Annotated in this window: 20 protein-coding genes; 8 read left to right on the top strand and 12 right to left on the bottom strand. The window is 71.1% G+C overall.

What is annotated here, in order from left to right; genetic code table 11:
• Positions 1-81: 81 nt before the first annotated feature.
• The 3 genes from gor to MYMAC_RS11480 all read right to left on the bottom strand — a co-directional run bounded on the left by gor (position 82) and on the right by MYMAC_RS11480 (position 5,124).
• Positions 82-1,497 (bottom strand): glutathione-disulfide reductase, encoded by a 1,416-nt coding sequence (gene gor, locus MYMAC_RS11490; RefSeq protein WP_095958125.1) that lies wholly within the window; start codon positions 1,495-1,497, stop codon positions 82-84.
• A 123-nt stretch (positions 1,498-1,620) separates the two neighbouring features.
• Positions 1,621-4,455 (bottom strand): hybrid sensor histidine kinase/response regulator, encoded by a 2,835-nt coding sequence (locus MYMAC_RS11485; RefSeq protein WP_095958124.1) that lies wholly within the window; start codon positions 4,453-4,455, stop codon positions 1,621-1,623.
• A 42-nt stretch (positions 4,456-4,497) separates the two neighbouring features.
• On the bottom strand, positions 4,498-5,124 hold the full coding sequence (locus MYMAC_RS11480; protein WP_170114728.1) for an EF-hand domain-containing protein: 627 nt from the start codon (positions 5,122-5,124) through the stop codon (positions 4,498-4,500).
• Between the two features lie 384 nt (positions 5,125-5,508).
• Here MYMAC_RS11480 and MYMAC_RS11475 point away from each other — a divergent pair, with 384 nt between their 5' ends.
• Positions 5,509-7,512, top strand: coding sequence for an RIO1 family regulatory kinase/ATPase domain-containing protein (locus tag MYMAC_RS11475; RefSeq protein WP_095958123.1), 2,004 nt, complete (start codon positions 5,509-5,511; stop codon positions 7,510-7,512).
• Positions 7,513-7,658: 146 nt separating this feature from the next.
• On the opposite strand, the gene MYMAC_RS11470 is transcribed toward MYMAC_RS11475, so the two are convergent.
• Positions 7,659-8,672 (bottom strand): zinc-dependent alcohol dehydrogenase family protein, encoded by a 1,014-nt coding sequence (locus tag MYMAC_RS11470; RefSeq protein ID WP_095958122.1) that lies wholly within the window; start codon positions 8,670-8,672, stop codon positions 7,659-7,661.
• A gap of 54 nt (positions 8,673-8,726) precedes the next feature.
• Here MYMAC_RS11470 and MYMAC_RS11465 point away from each other — a divergent pair, with 54 nt between their 5' ends.
• Both MYMAC_RS11465 and MYMAC_RS11460 read left to right on the top strand, forming a co-directional pair.
• Positions 8,727-9,731: a multiheme c-type cytochrome gene (locus tag MYMAC_RS11465; protein ID WP_095958121.1), complete on the top strand. Its 1,005-nt coding sequence runs from the start codon at positions 8,727-8,729 to the stop codon at positions 9,729-9,731.
• Entirely contained in the window at positions 9,728-11,257 is a 1,530-nt protein-coding gene (locus MYMAC_RS11460; protein WP_095958120.1) for an NADase-type glycan-binding domain-containing protein, read from the top strand. Before MYMAC_RS11465 ends, MYMAC_RS11460 begins: the two co-directional genes overlap by 4 nt.
• A gap of 77 nt (positions 11,258-11,334) precedes the next feature.
• Here MYMAC_RS11460 and MYMAC_RS11455 read toward each other — a convergent pair whose 3' ends face one another.
• Together MYMAC_RS11455 and MYMAC_RS11450 are read right to left on the bottom strand one after the other, a co-directional pair.
• Entirely contained in the window at positions 11,335-11,964 is a 630-nt protein-coding gene (locus MYMAC_RS11455) for a hypothetical protein (protein ID WP_095958119.1), read from the bottom strand.
• Positions 11,965-12,035: 71 nt separating this feature from the next.
• Positions 12,036-12,497: a putative toxin-antitoxin system toxin component, PIN family gene (locus tag MYMAC_RS11450; RefSeq protein WP_043710688.1), complete on the bottom strand. Its 462-nt coding sequence runs from the start codon at positions 12,495-12,497 to the stop codon at positions 12,036-12,038.
• 106 nt (positions 12,498-12,603) lie between these two features.
• Between MYMAC_RS11450 and MYMAC_RS11445 the strand changes: the two genes are divergently transcribed.
• A complete protein-coding gene (locus tag MYMAC_RS11445; protein WP_095958118.1) occupies positions 12,604-13,860 on the top strand; it encodes a DEAD/DEAH box helicase in 1,257 nt (418 codons plus the stop codon).
• A gap of 18 nt (positions 13,861-13,878) precedes the next feature.
• On the opposite strand, the gene MYMAC_RS11440 is transcribed toward MYMAC_RS11445, so the two are convergent.
• From MYMAC_RS11440 to MYMAC_RS11425, 4 genes are all read right to left on the bottom strand, one after another.
• Positions 13,879-14,760: an alpha-ketoglutarate-dependent dioxygenase AlkB gene (locus MYMAC_RS11440; RefSeq protein WP_013938890.1), complete on the bottom strand. Its 882-nt coding sequence runs from the start codon at positions 14,758-14,760 to the stop codon at positions 13,879-13,881.
• A gap of 96 nt (positions 14,761-14,856) precedes the next feature.
• Positions 14,857-16,428 (bottom strand): LysM peptidoglycan-binding domain-containing protein, encoded by a 1,572-nt coding sequence (locus tag MYMAC_RS11435; RefSeq protein ID WP_239989486.1) that lies wholly within the window; start codon positions 16,426-16,428, stop codon positions 14,857-14,859.
• Positions 16,429-16,698: 270 nt separating this feature from the next.
• Complete coding sequence (deoD, locus tag MYMAC_RS11430; protein ID WP_043710682.1) at positions 16,699-17,418, bottom strand: purine-nucleoside phosphorylase; 720 nt, start codon at positions 17,416-17,418, stop codon at positions 16,699-16,701.
• Positions 17,419-17,476: 58 nt separating this feature from the next.
• Complete coding sequence (locus MYMAC_RS11425; protein ID WP_095958116.1) at positions 17,477-17,881, bottom strand: energy transducer TonB; 405 nt, start codon at positions 17,879-17,881, stop codon at positions 17,477-17,479.
• A 292-nt stretch (positions 17,882-18,173) separates the two neighbouring features.
• On the opposite strand from MYMAC_RS11425, the gene MYMAC_RS11420 reads away from it, so the two are divergent.
• On the top strand, positions 18,174-18,884 hold the full coding sequence (locus tag MYMAC_RS11420; protein ID WP_013938885.1) for an abortive infection system antitoxin AbiGi family protein: 711 nt from the start codon (positions 18,174-18,176) through the stop codon (positions 18,882-18,884).
• Between the two features lie 159 nt (positions 18,885-19,043).
• A complete protein-coding gene (locus MYMAC_RS11415) occupies positions 19,044-20,783 on the top strand; it encodes a CotH kinase family protein (RefSeq protein ID WP_043710680.1) in 1,740 nt (579 codons plus the stop codon).
• A 16-nt stretch (positions 20,784-20,799) separates the two neighbouring features.
• Here the strand turns inward: MYMAC_RS11415 and asnS are convergent, their stop codons facing one another.
• A complete protein-coding gene (gene asnS, locus MYMAC_RS11410) occupies positions 20,800-22,200 on the bottom strand; it encodes an asparagine--tRNA ligase (RefSeq protein WP_013938883.1) in 1,401 nt (466 codons plus the stop codon).
• A gap of 272 nt (positions 22,201-22,472) precedes the next feature.
• Between asnS and MYMAC_RS11405 the strand changes: the two genes are divergently transcribed.
• Positions 22,473-23,501 carry a coiled-coil domain-containing protein gene (locus tag MYMAC_RS11405; RefSeq protein WP_095958115.1) on the top strand — a complete coding sequence of 343 codons (1,029 nt, stop codon included), beginning with the start codon at positions 22,473-22,475 and terminating at the stop codon, positions 23,499-23,501.
• An 85-nt stretch (positions 23,502-23,586) separates the two neighbouring features.
• A complete protein-coding gene (locus MYMAC_RS11400; RefSeq protein WP_095958114.1) occupies positions 23,587-24,612 on the top strand; it encodes a methyltransferase in 1,026 nt (341 codons plus the stop codon).
• Between the two features lies 1 nt (position 24,613).
• Here the strand turns inward: MYMAC_RS11400 and MYMAC_RS11395 are convergent, their stop codons facing one another.
• Entirely contained in the window at positions 24,614-26,839 is a 2,226-nt protein-coding gene (locus tag MYMAC_RS11395; RefSeq protein WP_204817520.1) for a fused MFS/spermidine synthase, read from the bottom strand.
• Between the last annotated feature and the right edge of the window lie 17 nt (positions 26,840-26,856).

Below are 26,856 nucleotides of genomic sequence, written 5' to 3'. Positions count from 1 at the left end.
TCGTCACCTCTCGATGCGGTCCGGAAGCCGCGCAAGGACGGCGTCAGGGACGGGGCCCTGACCCGCCCTCGGGACGCGGCTTCAGCGCCGGGGCGCCGCCGCATCATGCCCCAGCTCCGCCGCCAGGCGCTCGTCGGGGTCCGGCCGCTTGTCCCGCAGGGTGACGAACTCCTCGGCCGCGGTGGGGTGGATGCCCACGGTGGCGTCGAGCTGCTTCTTGGTGACGCCGCACTTCACCGCCACGGCCAGGCCCTGGATGATTTCCGGCGCGTCCGTCCCCACCATGTGGCAGCCGAGCACGCGATTGGAGTCGCGCTCCACCACCACCTTCATCATGGTGCGCTCGTTGCGGCCGCTCAGCGTGTGCTTCATGGGGCGGAAGCTGGCGACGTAGATGTCCAGCTTCCCGTGCCGCTCCCGCGCCTCCAGCTCCGTCAGGCCCACGGACGCCACGGGCGGCTGGCTGAAGACGGCGGACGGGACGTTGGTGTGGTTCATCTGCGTGGGGTTGTCGTTGAAGAGCGTCTCCGCCAGGGCCCGCCCCTCCGCGATGGCCACCGGGGTGAGGTTGATGCGGTCGGTGACGTCCCCCACCGCGTAGATGCTCTCCACGGACGAGCGGGACCACTCGTCCACCACCACCGCGCCCCGCCCGTCCAGCACCACGCCCGCCTCCTCCAGCCCCAGCCCCGTGGTGTTCGGCACGCGGCCGGTGGCGAAGAGCACCGCGTCCGCCTCCACCGTCTCACCCCCGCCCGTCAGCAGGCTCACCCCACCCTCGGCCCGCTTCTCGATGTCCCGGATGAAGGTGTCCGTCATCAGGTCGATGCCCTTCTTGCGCATCTCCTCCGTGAGGAAGGAGCGGACGTCCTCGTCGAACCCGCCCAGCACGCTGGCGCCGCGAATCAGCATCGTCACCTTCGAGCCCAGGCCGTGGAAGACGCCCGCCAGCTCCACGCCGATGTACCCGGCCCCGACGATGGCCAGCCGCTTGGGCAGCTCCGGGAACGACAGCGCTTCATCCGAGGTGATGGCGTGCTCGATGCCCGTGATGTCGGGCGGGAGGTAGGGCCGGGAGCCGGTGGCGACCAGGATGCGCTCCGCCGTGTACAGCTCGCCGGCCACCTCCACCGTGTGGGCGTCCACCACCCGGCCGCGCCCCTCCATCAACGTCACGCCGGAGTCCCGCAGCAGCCGGCCGTACACGCCGCGCAGCCGGTCCAGCTCCTTGTCCTTGGCGGCCAGCAGCTTGCTCCAGGTGAACACCGGCGCCTGGACGCTCCAGCCGTAGCCCTCCGCGTCCTCGAACTCCTCCCGGAAGTGGCTGCCGTACACCAGCAGCTTCTTGGGCACGCAGCCGCGGTGGACACAGGTGCCGCCCACGTCGCGGTCCTCACACACCGCCACCCGGGCGCCGTGGGCCCCGGCCCTGCGGCTGGCCGCCACGCCGCCAGAGCCTCCGCCAATGGTGAACAGGTCGAAGTCGTATCGGGCCATGTGCTTTGCGTCTCCTCGGAGGCATCCTCGAATGGGCCCGAAGAGATAGCGCCCGGACGGGGCCGCTGGCACGGCCGACGTGGCCCGCCGTCGCGCAATCCGCGTAGCGCCACCCGCCGCGTGTCAGCCGCCGGACAGGGCGAGGACGCTGTCGCGCAGGCGGCCCAGCAGCAGCCGCGTCACCTCCAGCTCCGCGCGGCACCGGTCCAGCCGCTCGGCCATGCCCTCCAGGGCGCCGCCATCCGCCTGCAGCTCGATGTGCCGAGCCTGGGCCTCCAGCGCGCTCGCGCCGAACCAGGCCGCGTTCGACTTGAGCGTGTGCGCGGCCCGGCCCAGGTCATCCGCGTGGCCTCGCCCCAGGGCGGAGTACGCGTCGTCCAGGAGGGCCGGCATGCTGTGCAGCGCGGTGTCGATGAGCTCGGGGAGGATCTGCGCCGCCTGCGCCCCCAGCTCCGCCCACAGCCGGGCCAGCGCCTCGGGCTCCAGGCCCGGGATGCGCGCGGACTCCGGCAGGCCGTCCAGGTCGGGGGCCAGGGGCGCCGCCGTCGCGCTGCTCACCGCGACACGCCGCTCCGGCGCGACCTCCGAGCGCCGGCCTTGACAGCGCAGCAGCGCGGCCGTCAGCGCCTCCACGCGGATGGGCTTGCCCAGGAAGTCGTCCATGCCCGCCGAGAAGCACTGCTCCCGGTCGGAGTCCATGGCGTTGGCCGTCATCGCGATGACCCAGGGCTGCACCTTGGGCGGCAGCTCCTCGCGGATGCGGCGGGTGGCCTCCAGGCCGTCCATCTCCGGCATCTGGAGGTCCATGAGCACCACGTCGTAGCGCTTCTGGTTCAGGGCCTGCAGCGCCTGGCGCCCGTTCAACGCCACGTCGGCGCGGTAGCCCAGCCGCTCCAGCACGAGCAGCGCCAGCTTCTGGTTGGTCGCGTTGTCCTCCACCAGGAGGATGTCGAGCGGCACGGTGTCCCCCGGCCGCTCCCCCGGGAAGGGCCCCGCGCGCGAGGGCCGCGCCTGCCGGGCCGCCGTGAGCTGGGGGATGTGCTGCGAGAAGCACGACATCAGCGCGTCGTAGAGCTGCGAGTCCTTCAGCGGACGCGACAGCACCCCGGCGAAGAGCCCCTCGGGCGGGTTGCCCCGGCGGCCCGGGGTCGACACCAGCACCAGGGGCAGGGCGCGCGTCTCCTCGCGCTCGCGGATGCGCTCGGCCAGCGCGGTGCCATCCAGCCCCGGCATGTGGTGGTCGATGAGCACCGCCTCGAAGCGGGCCCCCGCCTGGAGCTGGGCCAGCGCCTCCATCCCCGACGCCGCCTCCGCCGGTTGCAGGCCCCAGGCCTGGAGCTGCCGGCCCAGCAGCCGCCGGAACAGGGCGTTGTCGTCCACGATGAGCACGCGCCGGCCTTGGAGCAGCGCCTGCTCCTGCCGTGGCTGAACCGCGTAGGCCTGCGGCGCCGCCTGGGCGCGCAGGGTGAAGCGGAAGGTGGTGCCCCGGCCGGGAACCCCTTCGCTCTCCACCCAGATGGTGCCGCCCATGGCCTCCACCAGCCGCTTGCAGATGGCCAGCCCCAGCCCCGTGCCGCCGAAGCGCCGGGACACGGACGCGTCGAGCTGGTTGAACGGCTGGAACAAGCCCGCGCGCCGGTCCTCGGGGATGCCGGGGCCGGTGTCCTGCACGCTGAAGGTCAGCGCCCAGTCCGCCTCGCCCTCCGCGCCGGCCAGCGGCGCGCCCTCCACGCTCACCACGGCGCCGCCGTGCTCGGTGAACTTGAGCGCGTTGCCCACCAGGTTGAGCAGCACCTGGCGCAGGCGGGACGCGTCCCCCACCAGCATCTGCGGCAGCTCCGGCGCCATGTCGCAGCCCAGGTCCAGGCCCTTCTCGCTGGCGCGCACGGCCATCAGGTCCAGCACGGACTCCACGCACTGGCGCAGGTCGAAGGGGCGCAGCTCCGCCTCGAAGCGGCCGGCCTCAATCTTGGAGAAGTCCAGCACGTCGTTGAGCAGCGTCAGCAGCGCCTCGCTGCTCTGCCGGATGGTGGCCACGAAGTCGCGCTGCTCCTCCGTCAGCGTGCGGTCCAGCAGCAGCCCCGTCATGCCGATGATGGCGTTCATCGGCGTGCGGATTTCGTGGCTCATGGTGGCCAGGAACAGGCTCTTGGCCTGGTTGGCCGCCTCCGCCGCCCTGCGCGCCCGCTCCAGGTCGGTGATGTCGTGGTAGATGGCGATGAAGCCCAACTGCCGGCCGCCCACCGACACCGGCAGCGCGCGCAGCTCCACGTCCACCACGCTCCCGTCCTTGCGGACCCGCCGGGTGACGGAGCGCAGCTTCCCCCGCTGCACGACTTCGCGGGACGCCTGCTGCGCCTCCGGGAGGACGGTGGGCTCGGTGGCCACCAGCTCGAAGATGTGCTTGCCCAGCGCCTCGGCCGGCGAGTACCCGAAGAGGCGCGTGGCCTCCGGGTTCCACGACAACACGCGGAACTGACGGGTGATGGTGATGATGGCCACCGGGCTGTTGATGACCACCGCTTCGAAGAACTCCTTCTGCTGCCGCAAGGAGGCTTCCACTTCGAGGCGGGCCGTCATGTCGTGGAGCTGGAGGACCCAGCCCTCCGCGCCCGTCCCCGACACCGGCAATGTCACCACCCGCAGATAGTGCGCGGGGCCGGTGCCGCCCGGACGCTGACCGGCCAGCTCCGTCTCCCGCGAGGCGGTATCGGCGGAGGCGCGAGGCTCCGGAGGACGCCACCCTGGCAGGAGCGCCCCCACGGGCTGCCCCACCAGTCCGGCGCGCGGCCCGAAGATTCGCTCCGCGGCGCGGTTGACCTCCACGATGCGCTGCGCAGCATCCAGCACGAGCACCCCGTCCCGCGAGTGCTCGAAGACGGCCGCATGTGCGCTCGACGCCAGGTCAGACACCCTTCCCCCTACCACGAGAATGACGGTCCGCTCGGGCCGCATCATGCCAGACGCGGGCGCGGCCCTGGGGGGTGTTGCGACAGCCGGTCAACGGCTGTTCCACCACGCCTTGAACTCGTTCCAGGAAATCTTCCCGGTGCGGTCCGTGTCGACGATGTCGACCGCGATTTCCAGCTCTTCGTCGGAGATGTTCTGCCCCAGCGCCTCCAGCAGGCGGGCGAACTCGGCGCGGTCGATGGTGCCGGTCCGGTCGCGGTCGTAGCGCTGGAAGATGTCGAGCACCTCGTTGCCGGTGCTGGTGAACTCGTCCACCGGCGCGTGGGCCGGCGCCAGGGGCTGGAGCCCCGCGGACGTCGTCTCCACCTGCTCGACCAACAAAGCACCCGTCGCGGGCCGCTCACGCCGAGCCGCGGAGGTCCGCCGCGTCGCCGTCTTGCGCGCGGTGGTCTTCTTCGCCGTCGCCTTCCTCGCGGCGCGCGGCTTCGTCGCGGCCTTCCTGGCGGAGGGCTTCTTCAGCGTCGCCTTCTTCGCGGCGCGCTTCTTCGCCGTCGTCTTCTTCGCCGTCGTCTTCTTCGCGGCGCGCTTCTTCGCGGCGCGCTTCTTCGCGCCGCCGGCCTTCTTGGATGCCGCCTTCTTCGGCGTGGCCTTCTTCGCCGTGGCGCTACGCCGGGATGACTTCTTCGCAACAGCCGTCTTGCGTGACTTCGTCGCCATGCTGAACCCCTCCCTGGACGGCGCGCATCGTAGCGCCCCCTCGGGCGGGTCCAAGAGCCCACGCGCGCCCAGGTGCCCACCCGTCACGGCCTCCCAGCACCTTTCCCGGGTGAACGCTCCCGGTGGGAAGGCCTGGAACCCGCTCGCCCCCTGGTCCAAGATGACCCACCCAGGCCCTTCAAAGCCCTGGCTTTCCTGGAACCTCGGGAGGCAACCTGCTAGCAGGCCATCCGCCAGGCTTCCTGGCTGCTTGCCGCACTGTGTTGGTAGCAAGAAGGCCCCGCGAGATGTTCACATGCCGCCGTGCGCCGCGAACAGGGCCGCCCGCACGCTCGCCACTGCGCCGCCAATCCCGCCCGGCCCCCACTGGAACCCCGCGTCGGAATGAATGACTCGCTAGAGACCCTCCTGGCCGATGGCATCATCGAAGCCATCATCGGCCAGTTGAAGACGGGCAAGGAGGCAGAGGTATGGCTGGTCCAGCATGCCGGTGAGGTGGTCGCGGCCAAGCTGTACAAGGAGCGCCACGAGCGCAACTTCCGCAACAACGCGGGCTACCGGGAGGGGCGCGAGGTGCGCAACTCGCGCACGCGCCGCGCCATCGAGAAGGGCAGCCGCTTCGGGCAGAACGCCGCCGAGGACGCGTGGAAGAGCGCGGAGTCGGACTCGCTCTACAAGCTGCACGCCCAGGGGGTGCGCGTCCCCACCCCGGTGCTGTTCTACGAGGGCATCCTCCTCATGGAGGTGGTGCTGGACGCGGAGGGCCACCCCGCCCCGCGCATGGTGGAGGCGCCACCCGCCACCCCCGAGGACGCGCACGCGCTCTACGTGGACCTGCGGGCGCAGGTCATCAACATGCTGTGCGCCGACCTCATCCACGGCGACCTGTCCCCGTACAACATCCTCATGAGCTATGCGGGGCCGGTCATCATCGACTTCCCGCAGACGGTGGCGGCCGCGCGCAACAACAGCGCGGAGTTCTACTTCCGCCGCGACCTGGACAACGTCCGCAACTTCCTCGCGAGCACGGCGCCCTGGCTGCACGGCACCGCCGGTGAGACGGGCGAAATCTGGAACGCCTATGTGCGGCGGGAGCTGACCCCGGACTTCGTGCCGTCGGGCAACTTCCGGGAAGGCCCCCGGCAGAACGGGCGCGGTGGCGCCAGGGGCCAGGGCTCCCGGCCCCAGGGTGAGGAGCGCCGGGGCGGATTCCGGCCGCCGCCGCAGCCCGCGCCGGCCGAGCAGGCCGCCGCGCCCCAGCGCGACCTGACGCCCGAGGAGGCCGCCGAGGCCGAGCTCCGCGAGTTGGAGGCGCTGGTGCTCCGGCAGGGCGGAGGAGAGAGAGGCAAGCCCGCCGTGGCGGCGCCTCCGCCTCGGGGCGGGCGCAATCGAGGCGCTGGCGGAGGCCGGCCCCCGCCGCGGAACGGCGCGGGCAATGGCGCTCGGCCCCCGCCGAACGGGCAGCGGATGGGAGGCGGCGGGCCGGGGCGACCGGGCTCGAACGCGCCGCGTGCGAATGGTGGCCCGCAGGGCGGCCCGCGCTCGAATGAACCGCGTGCCGCGAACGGGGCGTTCCAGGGTGGTCCGCGCTCGAACGAACCGCGTGCCTCGAATGGTGGTCCGCAGGGTGGTCCGCGCTCGAATGAACCGCGTGCCTCGAATGGTGGTCCGCAGGGCGGTCCGCGCTCGAACGAACCGCGTTCCTCGAACGGGGCATTCCAGGGCGGCCCGCGCTCGAACGAACCGCGTGCGAAGGGCCGGCTCCCGGGCGGGCCTCGCCAGAACGAGCCACGCTCGAATGGCGGTCCGACGGATGGCTCGCGCGCGACCGGGCGCCGTGACAACGGAGGCTGGCGTCAGAACGAGCCGCGTGCGGACGGTGGCGGCACGGGCGGTCCCCTTCCCCGCGAACGATTCGCGGAAGGCGCGTCCGCGGGGGGCCCGCGTCAGAGCGACCCACGCAATGGCAGGCCGCCCCGCTCCAACAACGCGCGCGGCGGCGACTCGGACGTGTCCGGCGCCGAGCAGCGCGTGTTCGGAAACGCCCGCCCGCCAAGGAATGAGCCTCGCGGCGACGCGCCCACCTCACCGATGAGCCAGGGCGGCGGACCGCGCGGCGGCGGGCCGCGCGCGGACCGGAACGAGCGGCGGGGCAACGGCCGGCAGGACCCCGTCGTGGAGACCCGCGCCGACCCAGGCGCTCCGCCCCAGAACCTGGTCCGCGAACCCCGGCAGGGGAACGGCGGCAACAGCGGTGGACCGCGACCGCAACGCCAACCTCAGGGTCGGGGCGGCCCGCGTCCACCTCGGCCGGGCGGGCCCCAGGTCTCCTACGTGGCCCGTCCAGGCTCCTCGTCCGACCCCGGCTCGCACGAAGCAGGTTCCTGAGCCGTCGTCGGGACTCCCGGAGCAGCCACCGCTGCTCCGGGTCCGTGACAGGATGGCTCCACGCCTGGCACCGGCCTGAAGTGAAGAACGCCGGTGCCCGGCCGCGGCGCAGCGTCCCGGCGTGGGACGAGCCCCCGCCACCTGTCTCAAGCCACCCGGATGACCACCTTCCCGAAGTGAGCCCCGCTCTTGAGGTGCTCGAAGGCGGCGCGCGCCTCGGAGAAGTCGAACACGCGGTCCACCACCGGGCGCACCGCGTGCAGCGTGAAGGCCCGGTTGAGGGCCTCGAAGCTCTGACGGTGGCCCACGAAGATGCCCTGCACCCGCAGGTTCTGCATCAGGATGGGCGTCAGCGGCACGGCCCCCGCGCCGCCGCTGAGCACGCCAATGACAGACACCGTCCCGCCGGGCCGGACCGCGCGCAGGGACTTCTCGAAGGTCTCCGCGCCACCCACCTCCACCACGTGGTCCACGCCCACGCCGCCCGTCAGCGCGCGCGCCGCCTTGTCCCAGTCCGGCGTCGTCACGTAGTTGATGCCGTCGTGCGCGCCCAGCGTCCGGGCTCGCGCCAGCTTGGCGTCATGGCTGGAGGTGATGATGATTCGCGCGCCCATCAACCGGGCGATCTGCAACGCGAAGATGGACACGCCACCGGTGCCCTGCAGCAACACGGTGTCTCCCGCCTTGATGGCGCCATGGGTGACGAGCGCGCTCCACGCCGTCACGGCCGCGCACGGCAGCGTCGCCGCCTCTTCGTCGGAGAGATAGGCCGGTGTGGGCACCGCGCCGTCCTCGTGCAGCAACACCGTGTCCGCGAGCGCCCCGTCCAGCGGGCCGCCAAGCGTGCTCACCTGCGCGGCGCGGGTGGGCGCTCCGGCGCTCCACGCCTGGGCGAAGAGGCTCATCACCCGGTCGCCCGGCTTCACCCGCGTCACGCCCGGCCCCACGGCGTCCACCACGCCCGCCCCATCCGAGTTGGGAACCAGGGGCAGCTTCTGCCGGGGGTTGTAGCGCCCCTCCACCATCATCAGGTCACGCGAATTCAGGCTGGTGGCCTTCACCCGGACCCGCACCTGCATCGGGCCGGGCACCGGGTCGGGCCGCTCGACCTGCACCAGCTTGTCCAACCCGAACCCCGCCTGGACTTCATATGCTTTCATGAGTGAGGCGTTGTACCGCGCCCGTCCCAATCACGCCTACAGTGCGGTTCCATCGTGTCCGCGCTCGTCCTCTTCACCTGTTCGCTGTTGGCCACAGCCCCCACGCCGCGCTTCCCCCAGGGCACCGCGCGCATGGACGTGGGGCCCGCGCCGCATGGCCTGCCGGACTGGAGCGTCCAACGCTGCGCGGAATGTCACGCCCCCCAGGTGGAGGCCTGGCGGCACAGTGGACATGCGACGGCCCGCGTGGACGCCGTCTTCCAGGTGGCGTTGACCGAGGACCGCCCCGGCTGGTGCGTGCAATGTCACGCACCACTCGCCCTCAACCTGGAGCGAGGCCCGCTCCCCAAGGACAGCCCGCCCGAGGAGCGCGGCGTCACCTGCGCCGGCTGCCACGCGCCCACGGGCAATGAAGGCCAGGCCCCTGGGATGCCCTGCGCGGGCTGCCACCAGTTCGGCTTCCCCGTGGTGACGAGCGCGGGCCAACGGGTGCGCCTGTCCTCGACGCAGCTTCAGCAGGACACCGTGGGCGAGTGGCGCCGTTGGCAGGCCCAGAGCGGAGACACGCGCCATTGCACGGCCTGCCACATGCCCCGAGGCGACCACGGCCTGGGCGGCACGCGGCGCACCGAGTCGCTGAAGGCGGCGCTCAGGGTGGAGCAGGCGGGCGCGTCGCTTCGCGTCTCCACGCGCGAGGTGGGCCACGCGTTCCCCTCGGGTGACGTCATGCGCTGGGTGAGCGTGGAGGTCGCCGGGGAGCCCCTCTTCGAATCCCCCCGCACCGTGGCCACGTTCGGCCGCAGCCTGGAGGTGCGGGAGTGGCCTCACGAGCCCCTGCCCCACCTGGGCGCCGTGGAGGACACCCGCCTGCTTCCAGGCGAGACGCGCCACGTGCCACTTCCCCCGGGAGCCCGCTACGCGCGCGTCGTCTATCACCTCGTGTCCCGTGAGCAGGAAGACTCCGGGCTCTACCCACCGGGCCTGTCCCAGTTCGCGCTGTGGGCCTCGCCCCTCCATCCCTTTCCGACGTCCCGCACCCCGAAGGAGCGCAAGCCATGATTCTCCTGTCGCTCATCCTCGCCGCAGCGCCGCCGGTCCTGCTCGAACCCGACGCCGGTGGCGCCCACCGGCTGCACCCGCGCCGCGTGACGGCCTCTTCCTTCCTGGAGGATGGCAGGAACAAGGGCTCGCAGAACTACCTGCCGCTCTACATCGCGGATGACGACCCGGCCACGGCCTGGGTGGAAGGCGCCAAGGGCCGCGGCGAAGGCGAAGCCCTGGAGTGGTGGGGCCCGGAGCTGTCGCGCGCGAAGACGTACCGCCTGTTCATCCGCAATGGCTTCCAGAAGTCCGACAAGCTCTTCCGCGCCAACGCCCGGCCGCGCAAGGTGAAGCTGGAGCCGCTGGTCCAGGGAGAGACGGGTCCCCAGGTGACGGGCACCGCGCTGGAGACCGAGCTAAAGGACGTGCTCGGATGGCAGGAGGTCCGCCTGCCCGTCCCGAACAAGGTCCACGGGGTGCGGCTCACGCTCGTCTCGACCTATCCGGGCGCGGCGCGCGACGACACCTGCCTCAGTGACTTGCGCGTGTACGTGGAGGGGGAAGATCCATACAAGCCCGAGGCAGAGGCCGCGGCCTTCGAGCAGATCCGCGCCTTCGCGCTCAAACGGAAGCAGGCCTCCGCTCCTGGCGGCAACGCAGCCAAGATCGAGTGGGCGCCCCGCTACGAGGGGGAGATTCTGTTCACGCTGAACCGCTCCCGTGAGGAGGGCGAATATGCGCGGGGGCTGACCTACGCCGTCGGACAGCTCTCCACGATTCCCGTGAAGGACAGCTACAAGTCGGAGCTGGACCGCGCGAAGAAGACGGCCGAGCTCTTCGACCGGGTGAACCTCGACTACGAGGGTCAAGACTCCGAGGCGCGCGCGAAGTGGAAACGCGTCAACCCCACGCAACCCCGGGCCCAGAAGACCGCGGCGCGCGCGGCGCTCTCCAGCATGGAGAGCGACGGCCTCTTTCCCGTCGCCGGTCTGCTCCACCTGGAAGACGCGTTCTTCTTCGAGGCGGATGCCAGCCCGGCGCAGATGCTGGCGGCCATTGAGCAGTCCCGCGAAAAGGAGGCCCGGGAGGCCAGGGTCTGCATAAGCAGATGCGAGGACCAGCGCAATACGTTCGGCCCGCCCGAGAATCGTTCCGACTGCTCCTGCGCGCTCGAGTGCCTGGGCGGATGCAAGAGATTCATCAGCCTCTCGCCAAAGAAGCACCAGCGCACCGGCGGTGCCTTCCTCCTCGGCTCACTCGCCCGTCCCACCGCCTTCCTGCATGGAAGGTTCGAACTCGCCGGAACCCGTGAGTCCTGGGCCACCTTCCGCCAGACGCTCATCACCTATGCCGGAGAGAAGGCAGGGACCGTGCTCACATACGACGACCCAGAAGCCAAGAGGGGGAACGCCATCCCCATACGCGTCCATGTCCTCGACTGGAGCGAGGCGAACGGAAAGGCGAGCCTGTCGACCATCACCACCTTCCTCGTCTCCGAGACCTACGTCCGGGTGACGCGCTACCGCCCGGTGCAGCGGACCTGAGCTGCCTCGACGTGCCAACGCCTCCGGCGGGCCCGGAAACCGCCTCCGGGTCCGCCGTGCGCGCTTCAACCCCGAGCTCAGGGCTGCTTCTGGAGCTGCACCGTCAGGGACGTCATGCCACCGGACGCGCCGAACGAGACGGTCCCCGCGGTGAACTGCTGCTCGGTGAAGCGCGTGACCAGGACGTCGGTGATGGTGTCATTGGACGCCAGGTCCTCATCCCAGAGGCGGAAGGCCCACCCCTCCGCCATCAACTGGCTCGCTCTCGCCGTGCAGCCCCCGGTGGTCCACGTGGGCGTGTAGCTCTGCACCACGGGCGTGCTGAACGCGGACGTGGCGCCCGGACATGCCATCTCGACGAACACGTCCGGAGCAGAGCTGTCCACATCCCACGCCGAGCCATTGTTGCTGGCGGCCACCTGGGCGGAGACGGGCTGCACGCGCCAGACCCCCTCCGGGTCCACGCCGCAGGTCTGGTCCGCCTTGCACACCTGAGCGTTGCCGCAGGTCCGGCACACCGCGCCGGCCTTTCCACAGGCCGAGGCCGCCGTCCCCGTCTGACAGACATTGTTGAAACAACACCCGGCGCAGTTCGAGGCATCGCACTGCACCGTCTGCGGCGGGCCGCCAGGGTTGTCGTCATCATCTCCACCGCAGCCAACGAGGGTGGACAGGGCCAGCGCCGCGACCATCGCAATCCGGAACATGTTTTCTCGCTTGGAATTCGAGTGCCTGTGCAGCTCGACGCGAAAGATGTTCCGGCGCGGGCGGCGTGTATCTACCTCCTGGGTGGTAGGCGGCTCACGGCCTGCCGGGGCGTGAGGATGGCGAAGGGCAGGCCCGCACGGTCCGCCATGGACAACACCCGCTTGTCCTTGCTCACCAGCCACGCCGCCTGGGCGCGCGCGGCCAGGAGCAGGAACTTCTGGTCGTCCCTGTCCCTGCAGCGGGGCAGCGCCGGCGTGGCCACGGACTCAGCGGACGGCGCCATGTGGACCTGGGCCCGGTAGCGCTCGAAGGCGGCGGTCCGCCGAGGCGCTGGCAGCCCGGGCTGGAAGTTGCGCGAGGCCAGCACGTAGCCCAGCTCCGCCAGCGTGTCCGCGTCCGTCCAGGCGCTCAGCGTCCCGTCCGCCAGCGCCTCGGCCAGGGGGCGCGTGTGTGGGTCATCGAACACGAACAGGTCCAGCACCACGTTGGTGTCGAGGACCACTGGCAGCGGCGGGAGGGTGACGGAGGACATTCGGTGTTCCAGGACGGCCATCATGCACTCCGGGCGGGCGGGAATCACGACGGCTGCCCGCGACGCCCTTTCCCACGAGGCCTCGCGACGTGGTACCCCCGAGGTCGTGAGCGACTCCTTCGAACCACTGGGCCTCTCGCGGGAGACGCTGGGCGCCCTGCGCCGCGCGCGTTTCACGCAGCCCACGCCCATCCAGCAGCAGGCCATCCCTCCCGCGCTGGCGGGCCGGGACGTCATTGGCTGCGCGGCCACCGGGACGGGCAAGACGGCCGCGTACGTCATCCCCCTGGTGGAGCGCCTCGCGGGCAAGAAAGGCACGGTCGCCCTGGTGCTGGCGCCCACGCGCGAGCTGGTCCAGCAGATTGCCGAACCCGCGCGCTTCTTCGCGGAGCCCCGCCGCCTCACGCACACCACCATCATTGGCGGCGAGGACATGGGCGCGCAGGTCGATGCGCTGAAGGCCCTGCCCTCCTTCGTCATCGCCACGCCGGGGCGGCTGGTGGACCTGATGGAGAACGCCTCCGTCCGCTTCCCGCACCTGGAGGCGCTCGTCCTGGATGAGGCGGACCGGATGCTCGACATGGGCTTCCTGCCGCAGCTCGAGCGCATCGTCACCCACCTGCCTCGCCGCCGGCAGACGCTGCTCTTCTCCGCGACGCTGGGCCCCGACGTCACCCGCTTCGCCAAGAGCCGGCTGTACAGGCCCGTGCGCCTGGAGGTCACCCGCAGCGGCACGCCCGCCGAGCGCGCCGAGCAACGGCTGTACTTCCTGCGCCCGGAGGAGAAGACGCCCCTGCTGCTGACCCTGCTGGCCCGGGACTCGGCGACGGCGCTCGTGTTCACCCGGGCCAAGGAGCGCGCGGACAAGGTTCAACGGGCGCTCCAGCGGGCGGGGCACCGGACCGCCGTGCTGCACGCGGACCGCACGCAGAACCAGCGCAAGCAGGCCATGGACGGCTTCCGGAACGGGACCTACCGGTGCCTCGTGGCCACCGACATCGCGGCGCGCGGCCTGGACGTGGAGGACGTGGGCCACGTCATCAACTACGACCTGCCCCACGCGCCCGAGGACTACGTCCACCGCATCGGCCGCACGGCCCGCGCCGCCGCCAGCGGTGTCGCCTCGACCTTCGCCACCACCCGCGAGGGCCAGGTCATCACGCGCATCGAGCACCTGATGCGCTCGGAGATTCCCCGCGTCCAGGTGCCGCGCGAGGACCCCGTCTTCAAGGAGGCCTGGGAGGCCTTCCTCGCCGCGCAGAAGGACCCGGGCCCGCCGCAACAGGACCATGGTCAGTCGAAGCGCACGTCGGACCAGGCGCCGGGGCGGCACGCGCGCACGCACGGCAAGCGGCGCCCGTAGCCGCGCGGGCGGCTCGCGTCAGGCCGATGGGGCCGGCGTCTCGCGCGCGAGGGCGGACCGGAAGAACTCGCTGCCCCGGGCGAGCTGCTCCATGTAGGGCCGCACGTCCTCGCGTGCTTCGGGCGTGAGCGCCGCGAAGGGGATGACGTGCTCGTCCGGCACGTAGCGGAACGTGAGGTTGATGCGGCGGGTGCGGAAGTCCGGCAGCTCCGGCGCCAGCGTCCTGCCCGTGCGTGTGTCCACCCGCTGCACGCGGTGGAACGTCTGCTCCTTCCAGCGCGCGCCGCCGAAGAGCTGGAGTGAGCCGTCATCCAGCCACTGCTCCAGCACCACGGCGTCGCGCTCGCCCGGGCGGGTGGAGGTGACGAACTGGATGAGGGCGCGCTCACCGAAGGACAGCGAGGCCACGGGGCCGGGCTCGAAGTCCTTGTGCTCGCCCACGCGCGCGGTGTCCACCCAGCGGCCGTCCTCCAACCGGCTGCCGTAGAAGTTCACCAGGCAGGTGTTGAGGTGCCAGCGCGAAGGCAGGTCCGGCCCGCGGTACATCCGCCTCGCCAGCTCCTCGATCTTCACCACCTGGCGCTGGAGCACGGCCGGGAAGGGCTCGGCCTGGACGCAGCGGTTCAGCACGCCCTTGGGCGGGTGGTAGTAGTCGAGGCACGCGAACTGCCAGTTGCCGAGCCAGTACACCGGCCGGAGCAGGCGCCGCTGCGACTGCCCCGGTGGCGGTGGGAAGTGCTTGGAGTAGCGCTCTTCCCAGAGCGGGTGCAGCGTCGCGAGCCAGCTCAAGGCCTCCGCGCGGTCGGCGGCGGACAGGAAGCTCGCGTTGTAGTGGTGGCCGGGTGAGCGCTGACGGGCCTTGTGGGCCAGCGAGCGGCCCTTGTACGGGGGAAACGCCATGGACGGCCCGTGCCTACCACACTCCGGAACGAACGAGCCCCGTGTCACCGCCAGGGAGACACGGGGCCCGAGCCTGCATGGCCGGTCGATGACAGGTCAGCGACCGTGGGTGACGCCCGCGGCCCCCTCTCCGGTCTCCCGGAGCGGAGCGGCGGGCTTCCCGGCGGACGCGGCCGCCGCCTCGCCACCCGCGGGCCCCTGAGCGGCAGGGGCCGGCACGGACGTCGAGGCCACGTTGACGGCCGCAGCGGGCGTTACCGGCGCGGCCACGTCCACGGTCCCCACCACGGGCTTCACCAGCGCGCCAGCGGCGGGCTTCACCGTCGAGGCCACGTCCACCGGAGCGCCACCCGCGCGCTTCACCGTCACGTCAGCCGTCCCCTCGGAGGCCACCGCCCCCGCGGGAGCGGCCAGCTCCGTCGAAGCCGCCTCGACGGACGCCGCGCCCACCGCCGGAACGACGGAGGCCGCCGGGGTGGCACCCGCCACCGCGGGCCGCGCGCAACCGTCCTCCGTCGCCTTGGCCGCGGGAGCCGAGGCCACCATCGCGGGCGCCACCGCGTCCGGCGGCAGGCGGCGGGACGGCAGCACGAACGGGGGCGGCACCGGACAGTGCGTGCAGGGCCCGCGCAGGGGCACGGACAGCCGGTTCCCCGCACGCAGGAAGTTGCTCTTCATCCGGTTGGCCTTCTTGATCATCGCCACCGTCGACCCGTACTTGAGCGCGATGCCGCCCAGCGTGTCGCCGCTCCGGATGCGGTGCGTCGTCACGTTGTGCTCTGGCTGGAGCGCCAGGAACGGCTGCACCCGGCGGCCCAGCTCCTGAGCCCGCGGGTTGTGGAACCGGATGTGGAAGTGGTCGCGGTGGCCACGCGCGTGCCGGACGACGCCGTTGGGGCCGTCATTGAAAATCGAGTCCAGCCACGCCTTGTCCTCGCCAGCCCGGACCGCGTGGTCATAGATGACCTTCCGCACGCGACGGTCGACGAGAATCATCTGCACATCCGTCTTGATGAGCAGCGACCGGATGAGCGCCCAGTTCAACCCCACGTCGATGACGCGCTCGCGCGCGCGGGTCCGGATGGGGTCCACCGTCGGGTAGTAGAAGCCCACGTCCACGTCGCGGCCGTTCTGGTGGCTCTTGTGGGGGCGCATGTAGCCGCCCTCCTTATGGCTCATGCCGTTGACGCGAAGCGGGGGCGCGTTCGGGAAGCGGGCGCGCACGTCACGGATGGCCTCGGCCAGGTAGTTGACGGTCTCCTCGGTGGCCCAGGCCCCGGCGGGCGTGACGACAATCCAGTCCTCCCCTTGCGGGAACTGCCTGGCGTTCACCAGCCGGCCGCTGTGCGCGAAGCCCACGGCCATGGAGCCCAGCGAGGCAAGCTCGTCCTTCCACCGCCGCGCCAGCTCCTCGTCGGAGATGTCCGCCGAGTAGATGGGCCCCGTCGGCACGGCGCCCGTGGCGACGGCGTCCGGCGTCTCCTTCTCGCCGTCATCGCCCTCCCCTTCGGCCAGCGCCTCCTCGTCGGACTCCAGGTCCTCCGCGCTCAGCGCGCAGTCATCCGCGGCCACCCTGGCGTCGGGCGTGGCCTCCGGAACCGGGGCCTCCGGCTGGGCGGGCGCGGACGCCAGCGTGGGAGCGGCCTCCGGGGGCGGCTCGGGGGCCACGGGGACGGAGTCCTGGGCACGCACGGCGGCGGCCGGCACAGTGCCAGCATGGGGGGAAACACGCGCGGCACAGCCGGCGCAGACAAGCAGGAGCCAGATTGGGTAACGCACCGGGGCGGAGGATGGCCCGGAATCCTGCTGGGCACAAAGCACCGTCCAGGAAATCTGGCCGCCCCCCCGCGCCCGGAAGCGCTCCGAGAGCGGCCGTCTCGTACATCCAGAGCGGACGGGCCGTGACGGCACCTTGCCCGCCTGCTCTCCATCAAGGCCCTACGGGGTGGGCTCGGCGTGCGCGACGTCCAGCGCCAGCTCAATCATCTCGTCGAACGTCGTCTGCCGCTCCTGGGGCGTGAGCTTCTCCCCGGTGATGATGTGGTCGGACACCGTGAGGAGCGCCAGCGCGCGGGCGCCCGACTCGGCGGCCACGCCATAGAGCCCGGCGACCTCCATCTCCACGGCCAGCACGCCCATGCGCGCCAGGGTGGCGTTGAGCTGCTCCTGCGGGTGGTAGAAGAGGTCGGAGGTGAAGACGGGGCCGGCGCGTACAGCCTTGTTGCGCCGCTCCGCGGCCTCCATGGCCCGGCGCGCGAGCGTGAAGTCCGCCACCGCGGCGAAGTCATGGCCCATCAGCCGCATCCGGTTCACGTTCGAGTCCGTGCCGGCGCCCGTCGCGACGATGACGTCGCGGACCTTCACGTCGGTGCTCAGCGCGCCGCAGCTCCCCACGCGGATGAGGACGCGGGCGCCGTACACCTTGACGAGCTCCGTGGCGTAGATGGAGATGGAGGGCACCCCCATGCCGTGCCCCATCACCGACACCCGGCGGCTCCGGAAGGTGCCGGTGAAGCCGAGCATGTTGCGCACGGAGTTGACCTCGCGAGCCCCCTCCAGGAAGCGCTCGGAGATGTAACGGGCCCGGAGCGGGTCGCCGGGCATGAGGACCACGTCAGCGAAGTCACCAGGAGCAGCGGAGATATGAGGAGTCGCCATGGGCGAACCATATACCGCGTGCCCGCCCGCCAGCGCCCTCCCCATTCACCGGCCCGGCCTACGGGCTGGCCACCCAGGCCACGTGGAAGTGGGCATCCAGCGTGGCCAGGGGGAAGCTCGCCGGCAGCGGCGGAAAGGGCGCGGCCTTCTTCACCGCCGACAGCGCGGCCGCGTCCCACGACTTCGAGCCGGACTCGGTGGACACCTCGGCGGAGATGAGCTTGCCGTCCCGGCCAATCACGGCCCGGACCACGGTCTTCTGCCCCAGCTTGGGCGTGCCCTTGGCGCCGGGTTGCCGCCACTTGCCCGCGACGCGCGAGTAGACCTTCTGCTGGTAGGCCGTGCTGGTCAGGTCCTGCTGGAAGAAGGCCTGGAGCCGCGGACTGCCCGCGGCGGCCAGGGCCAGGGGCGACAGGGCCAGGACGAGCACGGCGGCGAGCGCCAGGCGGCCATTTCGGAGCATGGTTTTCAGGAGCGTTCCCTCGTCAAGAAGCGCCCCATGGTAGCCCGCCCGCGCGGGGCCTCCAACGAGCTGGCGCCGGCCTCGGATGCGCGCCGGACGGGAATGAACAGCCCATGCGCGGGCTGAAGCTTCGCTGACTGGAAGGCAGTGCACGCCATGTCCATTCACCCCGCTGGCGCATCGACCGCCGCGCCCCCGCCCGCCCGAATGCAAGACAGGCAGGCGCCGCGTGCCGCGCGACGTTCGGGTTGCATCCCCCCGCACCGTCCGGGACATTGCCCACGGAGTAGGGATGATGCTCGGCTACCAGACGAATCCACAGTGGCGGGACATGTCTGACTTCGTGGTCCACTTCACGAAGCCGGGACCGCCCTATCATGACGCCTACCAGAACATGATGAGCATCCTGGGCGCCCGGACGCTCATCCCTGGCGCCGAGGGCTTCGGCATCGCCCGCCGCGAGCCCGCCGTCGCCGAGCGCCACCGCTCCGTCTGCTTCAGTGAGATACCCCTGGACCAGCTCGCCCGGCTCGTCCAGCGCCGGAGCCTGTATGGCATTGGCTTCAGCAAGAGCTACATCCTCTCCCAGGGCGGCGGCCCCGTCTGGTACGTCCAGTACGCCTCCCCCGCCCACGCCGCCTTGAAGCACCAGGTGGAGCGCGCGCTCGCGTCGCCCTCGCCGCAGCAAGAGCCCATCTGGTCCATGACGCCCTTCGTGGACATCCAGGGCGACCACCACAACGCCCCCTACAGCTACCGCTTCGACTGGGAGCGCGAGTGGCGCGTGCCGGGCCTGCTGCGCTTCACCGAGTACGACGTCTCCGCCCTCTTCCTCCCCGAGGAGCTCCACGACACCGCCCGCGACTTCTTCGCCTGGGCCGTGCGCGAGAAGGCGGGCCCCGGCTACTTCTGCCCCTGCCTGGACCCGCTGTGGAAGGCGGAGCAGATCGCCGAGGCGCTCGCCAGGCACGCCTCGGACGCCGTGCGCCTCAAGGCCGGGTAGCGCCTGGCGCGCTGACGACCTGGTTCGGGCCACCGGCCGCGGCGTAGCGCCCGGACGTCCACGGGCCGACACCGGCCAGCACCGAGGGGGGTGCCGGGCGCGTCACGGAATGGTTAACCCTGCATGCCGGGACGTTGCGTTCGAGGGGGGAGGGACCCGGTGGGCGGGAAGCGCTTTCCAAGGTTGTTTCTGGCAGGGGTCGCGGGGTTGGTGGTGGCGTGTGGTGGCGGCGCCGGAGGCCATGGCGCGCCGGACCCCATCAACGGGGCGCCTGACGACGGCGCCCTCCCCGACGCGGGCACGCCCTCCACCCGCCCGGACGGAGGCACGACGCCCGACGGCGGAACGGGCCCAGGCGAGCCAGACGCGGGCGAGCCCGATGGCGGCCCGCCGCCGCAGTCCAGTCGCTGTATGCCCACCGCGGGCGAGCCGCAGTGGGTGCTCGAGGGCGAGCCCGTCTCCGCCACCGTGACGTGCGCCACCGGCCACGCCGAGCCGGGCACGCGCTTCACCGTGGACAACCTGCCTCCGGGCGCCCGGTTCGATGAGATTAGCGGCACCCTGAGCTGGACGCCCGGAAAGGACCAGGCCGCCGTGTGGCAGCTCACGCTGCGCGAGCAGGGCACCGGCGAGACGGGCACGCTCAAGGTCGGCGTGGCGGAGAACGAGTCCGCGCCCGGCAACGTCCCCATCGTCGACCCGGTGGCCTACACGGAGGAGTACGGCCTGCCAGTGTTCCACCTCTCCTTCGAGGGCAAGCTGACCGGGGGCAGCCACCGGCCGGTGCAGCTCGTCTACCGGGGGCGGCGCTTCAACCTGGAGGCGAAATACCGCGGCGCCACCTCCAGCGTCTTCCCCAAGCGCAGCCTCACGCTGAAGTTCCCGGACGAGGACCTGTTCAGCGAGCCCGTCTTCGGCAATGGCTTCAAGGACCGCAAGCGCGTGGTGCTCATCACCACGTTCAATGACAACGCCTACCTGCGCTCGCGGCTCGCCTTCGACGTGTGGAGCCGGATGAGCCCGGGCCACCTCCACCTGCGCACCTACAGCGCGGTGCTCTACGTCAACAACGAGTACGTCGGCCTCTACACGGTGGCGGACCACGTCAACAAGCGCCTGATGGCCGCGCACGGCGTCGACAAGGACGCGGACCTCTTCAAGGCCGTGGACAACCGCGCCAACTTCTCCCGGCTGCGCAAGGACGGCACGCCCAAGGACGCCCTCCGCGAGGGCTATGAGAAGAAGGAAGGCTCTCCCGAGGAAGGCGAGCCGGGTGCCTTCACCCCCATGGAGGCGCTGACCGCCTTCATCGCGGACTCGGACGCGGAGGCCTTCCGCGCCGGCTTCCCGCAGCGGATGAACGTGCAGGACTACCAGGACTGGTGGATCTTCAACACGCTCATCCTGGGCGTGGACTCGTCCGCGAAGAACGCCTACCACGCCTACGACCCGGCCACCGGCGGCCCCTGGCGCTTCATCCCCTGGGATCTGGACGCGAGCTTCGGGCAGTCCTACGACACCACCCGGACCTCGCCCACGTCGCGGCCCGACTTCCGGGCGGACAACCTCCTCTTCCAACGCATGCTGGCTGACGCCACCTTCGCCGGGCCCATGCGCGAGCGCTACCGGGCGCTGCTGCGCGACACGCTGAACGTGGAGGTGATGATGGCCCTCATCGACGGCTACGTCCGGGAGACGGCGCCCTCCGCGCGGCGGGACTGGGCGAAGTGGGGCGCGAAGCACCAGGGCTTCGGCGACCCGAACGACCCGTGGGGCGGCTACGGCAACTTCCCCCACTGGCACACGCGCCAGGACTTCAACTCCTACGAGGAGGAGGTCGAGTACGTGCGCCAGTGGATTCGGACCCGCTGGGGCGCGCTGGAGAGCGCGCTCCCTTGAGCCCAGGGCGCGGTGGCTAGAACGCCGCCGAGCCCGGCACGCGCGGGTAGGGGATGGCGTCGCGGATGTTCTGCAGGCCGCACATGTAGACGATGAGCCGCTCGAAGCCGAGCCCGAAGCCCGCGTGCGGCACGGAGCCGTAGCGCCGCAGGTCGCGGTACCACTGGTACCCCTCCGGCTTGAGGCCGAACTTCTGGATGCGCTGGTCCAGCACGTCCAGGCGCTCCTCGCGCTGGCTGCCGCCGATGATTTCGCCAATGCCCGGGGCGAGCACGTCCATGGCGGCGACCGTCTTCCCGTCGTCGTTGATGCGCATGTAGAAGGACTTGATGGCCTCCGGGTAGTTCATCACCACCACCGGCCGGCCCACGTGCTCCTCGGTGAGGTAGCGCTCGTGCTCCGTCTGGAGGTCCTTGCCCCACTCGGGCGCGTACTCGAACTTCTTCTTGGCCTTCTTCAGGATTTCAACGGCCTCGGTGTAGTCGATGCGCTCGAAGCTGGAGTTGATGAACTTCTCCATGCGCTCGGTGACGCCCTTCTGCACCCGCTCCTCGAAGAACTTCAGGTCCGGCGCGCAGTCGGAGAGCACCGCCTTGAAGACATACTTGAGGAAGCGCTCGGCCAGGTTCGCGTCCTCGTTCAGGTCCGCGAAGGCAATCTCCGGCTCAATCATCCAGAACTCGGCCAGGTGCCGCGTGGTGTTGGAGTTCTCCGCGCGGAACGTGGGGCCGAACGTGTACACCTTGGACATGGCCAGGGCGTAGGCCTCCACGTTGAGCTGGCCTGAGACGGTCAGGTAGGCCTCCTTGCCGAAGAAGTCCTTGTGCCAGTCAATCCTGCCCTCCGGCGTCCGCGGCGGGTTCACCGCGTCCAGCGTGGAGACGCGGAACATCTGACCGGCGCCCTCCGCGTCGCTCGCGGTGATGATGGGCGTGTTGACCCAGAAGAAGCCCTCCTCGTCGAAGAAGCGGTGGACGGCCATGGCCGCGCGGTGGCGCACGCGCGTGACGGCGCTGAACGTGTTGGTGCGCACGCGCAGGTGCGCCACGTCCCGGAGGAACTCCAGCGTGTGCTGCTTGGGCTGGATGGGGTACGTGTCCGGGTCATCCACGAAGCCCAGCACCTGGACTTCGTCCGCCTGGACCTCGTAGGCCTGCCCCTTTCCCTGGGACTTCACCAGCGTGCCCCGGCTCACCACCGAGCAGCCCGCCGTGAGGTGCAGGATGTCCTTCTCATAGTTGGGCAGCGAATTCGGAGCGACGACCTGGATGGGGTCGAAGGTCGACCCGTCGCTGACGTTGACGAAGCTGATGCCCGCCTTGGAGTCGCGGCGCGTGCGCACCCAACCGCGGACCTCCACCTTCGTCCCCTCCTCCACCCCTCCCGCGAGGGCCTTCTTCACACTGACGACCTGCATTGACGCTCTCCCTTGAGCCGTTTCGGGGACTGCGAGTTAGCCGGGCCCCGGCCCCGAGGACAAGGGCGCTGTGGCCCCCAGGGCCGCTGGCGGGCGCTGCTGGGGGCTCCAAGCACCCCGTCCGGCCGCCTGAAACCCGGCCAACCATGTCAGACCCTCCAGGTATCTTTTCTCCATGGTCGCCCGAAAAGGGGACCAGCGATTCCACGAAACCCTCACGTCCCTCGCGGGCCTTGCGGCCTGCCCTGGCCGTGCCCTACCCGGAGAGTCACATGGCTACTCGCAAGACGTCCAAGCGCAACGTCGTCGCCCGCAACCGCTCCACCGAGGCCACCAAGGCCGCCTTCGAGGAGCTCGCTCGCAAGGCGCGCAACAAGCCCATTGTCTCCGCCAAGGAGCAGGACGCGCAGGACGCCCACGCGAAGAACGTCCTCGCGGACGTGTCCAGCCTCACCGCCGAATCCGCCGTGAAGAAGGTCACCGAGGCGGGCCTCACCATCAACAAGACGCTGGCCGGCATCAACGAGCAGGTCATCTCGCTGGTGGAGGAGCTGAAGCAGCTCGACGAGGCCATCCAGCTCAAGACGGAGGAGCTGAGCGGGCTGCACGGCAAGGACGTGGCCGCCAGCGCCATCGACGTGCTCGTGGCCGAGTACGACAAGAAGAAGGCGGAGCTGGAAGCGGAGATGGAGCGGCTCCAGAAGGACATCGAGGACACCCGGGCGAAGGCCACCGCGGACCAGGCCGAGGAGCGGCAGGCCACCGAGCTGGCCCGCAGGCGCGCCGAGGAGGCGTACGCCTATGACACCCAGCTCCAGCGCAAGAAGGAGCAGGACGCCTTCGCGGAGTCCCTGCGCCAGCAGGCCGCCGCCGAGCGCGACCGCAAGGAGAAGCTGGAGAAGGAGTGGGCCGCCCGCGAGGAGGCGCTGAAGCAGCGCGAGAAGGAGCTGGAGGACCTGCGCAAGCAGGTGGCGGACTTCCCGCTGGTGCTCAAGAAGGAGACGGACACCGCCGCCACCGTGACGGGCAACCGGGTGAAGTCGGAGTGGGAGCTGAAGCTCACCCTGGCCACCAAGGACGCGGAGACGGCGCAGCGCGTCGCCGCCATGGAGATTGCCTCGCTCAAGGAGACCGCCTCCAAGCAGGCCCAGGCGCTCCAGACGCTCCAGACGGACCTGGCCGAGGCCAAGCGCCAGGTCCAGGCCATCGCCGAGAAGGCACTCGAGTCCGCCTCCGGCGCCCGCGCGCTGGCCGAGGTCCAGGGCGTCATCGCCAGCCGCGACTATAGCAAGGGCAAGTAGCCCTCGCCGCCGGGGTGTCTCGGCTCACGGCTTATTGCCGCCAGCCCTGGTGATGACAGGCATTGAGCAATGTTAGACTCCAGGCATGGACAAGACCCCCGGCGGGACTCCGTTTCCCACGCAGCTCCTCTATGAGCGGATTGGCGGCTATTGGCATACCCAGGTCATTGGCGCGGCGGCCCGTCTGGGTATCGCGGACCTGCTTGCCAGGGGCCCTCGGAGCAGTGACGCGCTGGCGGCGGAGCTCGGCATCAGTCCGGACGGCCTGTACCGGCTGCTGCGCGGCGGCATCACCGTGGGCATCTTCCAGGAGGTGGGAGCGCGGACCTTCGCCCTGACGCCCATGGGTGAAGGGCTCCGCTCGGACGTCCCGGGCTCGCTGCGGGAGATTGCCATTTCCCAGAGCGACCGCTCCCACTGGCTGCCCTGGGGGCAGCTCACGGAGGCCATCCGCACCGGGAAGTCCACGGTGCGCGAGGCCCTGGGGACGGACATCTGGGAGCACTTCGCGAGGCACCCCGAAGAGGCGGGGCACTTCGCCCGGGCCATGGGCAACCTGTCCGCCCTGGTGGCCCACGAGCTGACCCAGCAGGTCGACTTCTCCCCCTTCGCCCACGTGGCGGACATTGGCGGCAGCCAGGGGGCGTTGCTGGCGCAGGTGCTGCGCGCCAACCCCTCCTGCCGGGGCATCCTCTTCGACCTGCCGCATGTCCTGGAGGGCGCGCGGGCCCCGCTGGAGGCCCAGGGGCTCGCCGGGCGGGTGGAGCTCGTCAAGGGCAGCTTCTTCGAGCCGGGCCTCCCGGCCGCCGAGGCCTACCTGCTCAAGCACATCCTCCACGACTGGGATGACGGCGCCGCCACCACCCTCCTGCGGAACCTCCACGCGGCGGCGCCCGCGGGGGCCCGGCTCTTCGTGCTGGAGCTGGTGATGCCCGACAACCAGACGCCCTCGCCCGTGCCCCTGCTGGACCTCAACATGCTGGTGCTGGTGGACGGACGGGAGCGCACGGTCCCCGAATTCCAGGCGCTGCTGACGCAGACGTCCTGGGAGCTGGTGGGCATCCGCCCCACCCAGGCCGGCACGTGCATCATCGAAGCCGTGAAGCGCTGAGCTACGGTGAGACCTGCTCGCGGAGGAGGAAGAACTCCGCGAGCAGGTTGTCCACCGGCGCGAAGTCATCCGTGAGCAGATGCGCCGGGCCCGCGGCCATGTAGGCGTCAATCTCCGCGCGAGGCACCCGGCCGGTGCGCGGCCGTTCGATGCCCGCGCCGCGCAGCAGCGCCGGCAGGCGCTCCAGCGCCATGGGCTGGCCCGAGCCCGCGACGATGTAGACGCCCTGCCCCTTCGAGCCGCTGCGCGCGTCGTGGAGCAGCTCCACGTGGGGGAAGACGTCCTGCATCGTCCGGAGGGCCGAGCGCAGGAAGGCGCCCCGGGGAATCTCGTCGATGACCGTCAACAGGTAGATGCCCTCCGGCTTGAGCAGCGAGCGCACCAGCACGTCGTACTCGCGCGTCATCAGGTGATAGGGCACCGACAGGTCATTCACCGCGTCCTGCACAATCAAGTCATACGCGCCGCGCTCCGCCATCTCCTGGAGGTACTGGCGCCCATCCAGGTTGAAGGAGGCGATGCGCGTGTCCGGCCGCACGCCGAAGCGCTCCCGGGCGATGCGCGTGACGGCCGGGTCTATCTCCACCACCTCCATGCGCACCTGCGGGACGTAGGTCTCCACCCAGCGAGGCACCACGTAGCCGCCGCCGCCAATCATCAGCACCCGCGGCGTGGGCGTGCGCGCGGCCACGTGCCGTATCAGCTCCGAGTGGATGTAGCAGTACGGGTAGCCCAGGTACGACGGGTCCCCCAGGTCCACCGTGGTGTGCGTCAGGTGGTCCAACTGCATCGCCAGGATGCGCCGGCCGTCGTGCTCCACCTGGTTGATCTGGATGCAGAAGTAGTCCGTCTCCTCCGTGCAGGGAGACGCGAAGAGGCCCAGCGCGCCGAGCGAGCCCGCCAGCGCGAGCGTGCCCACGCTGGCTCCGAAGAGGCGCGGCTGCCGCCACACCTGCCCCACGAACGCCGCCAGCGCCACCAGCCCCAGGCTGGCCCCCATCACCAGCGGGTAGACGCCCACCTTCGCGATGAGCCACCAGCCGGTGAGGAACGAGCCCAGCAGCGCGCCCGCGGTGCTCCACGCGTACAGCAGGCCCACCGTGCGCCCCGCCCGCCCCACGTCCGCCAACGTCAGCCGAAGCACCTGGGGCGACAGCGTCCCCAGCGCCGTCACCGGCAGGAGGAACACCGCGGCCGTGTACGCGACGATGCGCGCCTGGAGGCCCAGGCCGTCGAAGTGGCCCTTCAGCACCAGCCACTGGTGGACGGGCGGAATCAGCAGGCAGCTCGCCGCCGCCAGCAGCATGGACCCGGCGAGCACGCCCTGCCGGGGCCAGCGGTCCGCGAGGTGGCCGCCCACGAAGTTGCCCAGCGCCATGCCCGTCAGCACCACGCCGATGATGCCCGTCCAGCTCAGCAGCGACACGCCCACGGTGGGCGCCAGGATGCGGCTGGCCGCCAGCTCGATGGCGAGCGTGCAGAAGCTCGCGCTGGCCACCAGGAAGCACGCCAGCATGGGCCGGGTCCGCAGGTCCACGCCAGCGGCGGACGGCGCGGCGCCCGGGCGCACCGCCGCGGCCTCCGCCACGGGGGCCGCCGGGACGACGGGCGGCGCGGCCACGGAGGCCCTGGGCAGCGCCAGCAGCGCGCACAGCAGCAGCGCGCCCGAAACGGTGAGGACGATGGTGGGCACCGGGAACCACGCCACCAGCACGAAGCCGGTGAGGAAGTTTCCCGCGAGGCTCCCCAGCGTGCCCAGCGCGTACAGCAGGCCGACGATTCGCCCCGCGCGCCCCAGCTCCGGCAGCAGCAGCCGCAGCGCCAGCGGCGTCACCATGGCCAGCACGAAGCTGACGGGGAAGAAGCCCAGGAAGGTGAGCAGGAAGGTGCGGGGCAGCACGGGGATGGGGCGCAGCGAGGCGCCATCGCCGAGCACCGCCACCCAGCCCAGCGGCAGCAGCGCCAGCACCGCCCCCAGCGCGGTGAGGCCCGCCAGCCAGCGGAACGACGCGCCCCGCTCCGACAGCCGGCCCCCCGCGTAGCTGCCCAGGCTGATGCCCGCGAGCACCACGCCGATGATGCTCGTCCATGTGTGGAGCGAGGCCCCGATGAAGGGCGCCAGGAGCCGGGCGGCCGCCAGCTCCAGCACCAGGGTGGCGCAGCTCGTCACCCATACGAGGAGGGCGGCGCGAAGCACATCCAGACGAGACGCGGTGAGAGGAGCCATGCGGTGGCCGCGACTGT

It is taken from the genome of Corallococcus macrosporus DSM 14697, from assembly GCF_002305895.1.
Lineage (GTDB): Bacteria > Myxococcota > Myxococcia > Myxococcales > Myxococcaceae > Myxococcus > Myxococcus macrosporus.
Note: the sequence above shows the minus strand (reverse complement) of the source record. Positions and strands in the feature narration are given on the sequence as shown.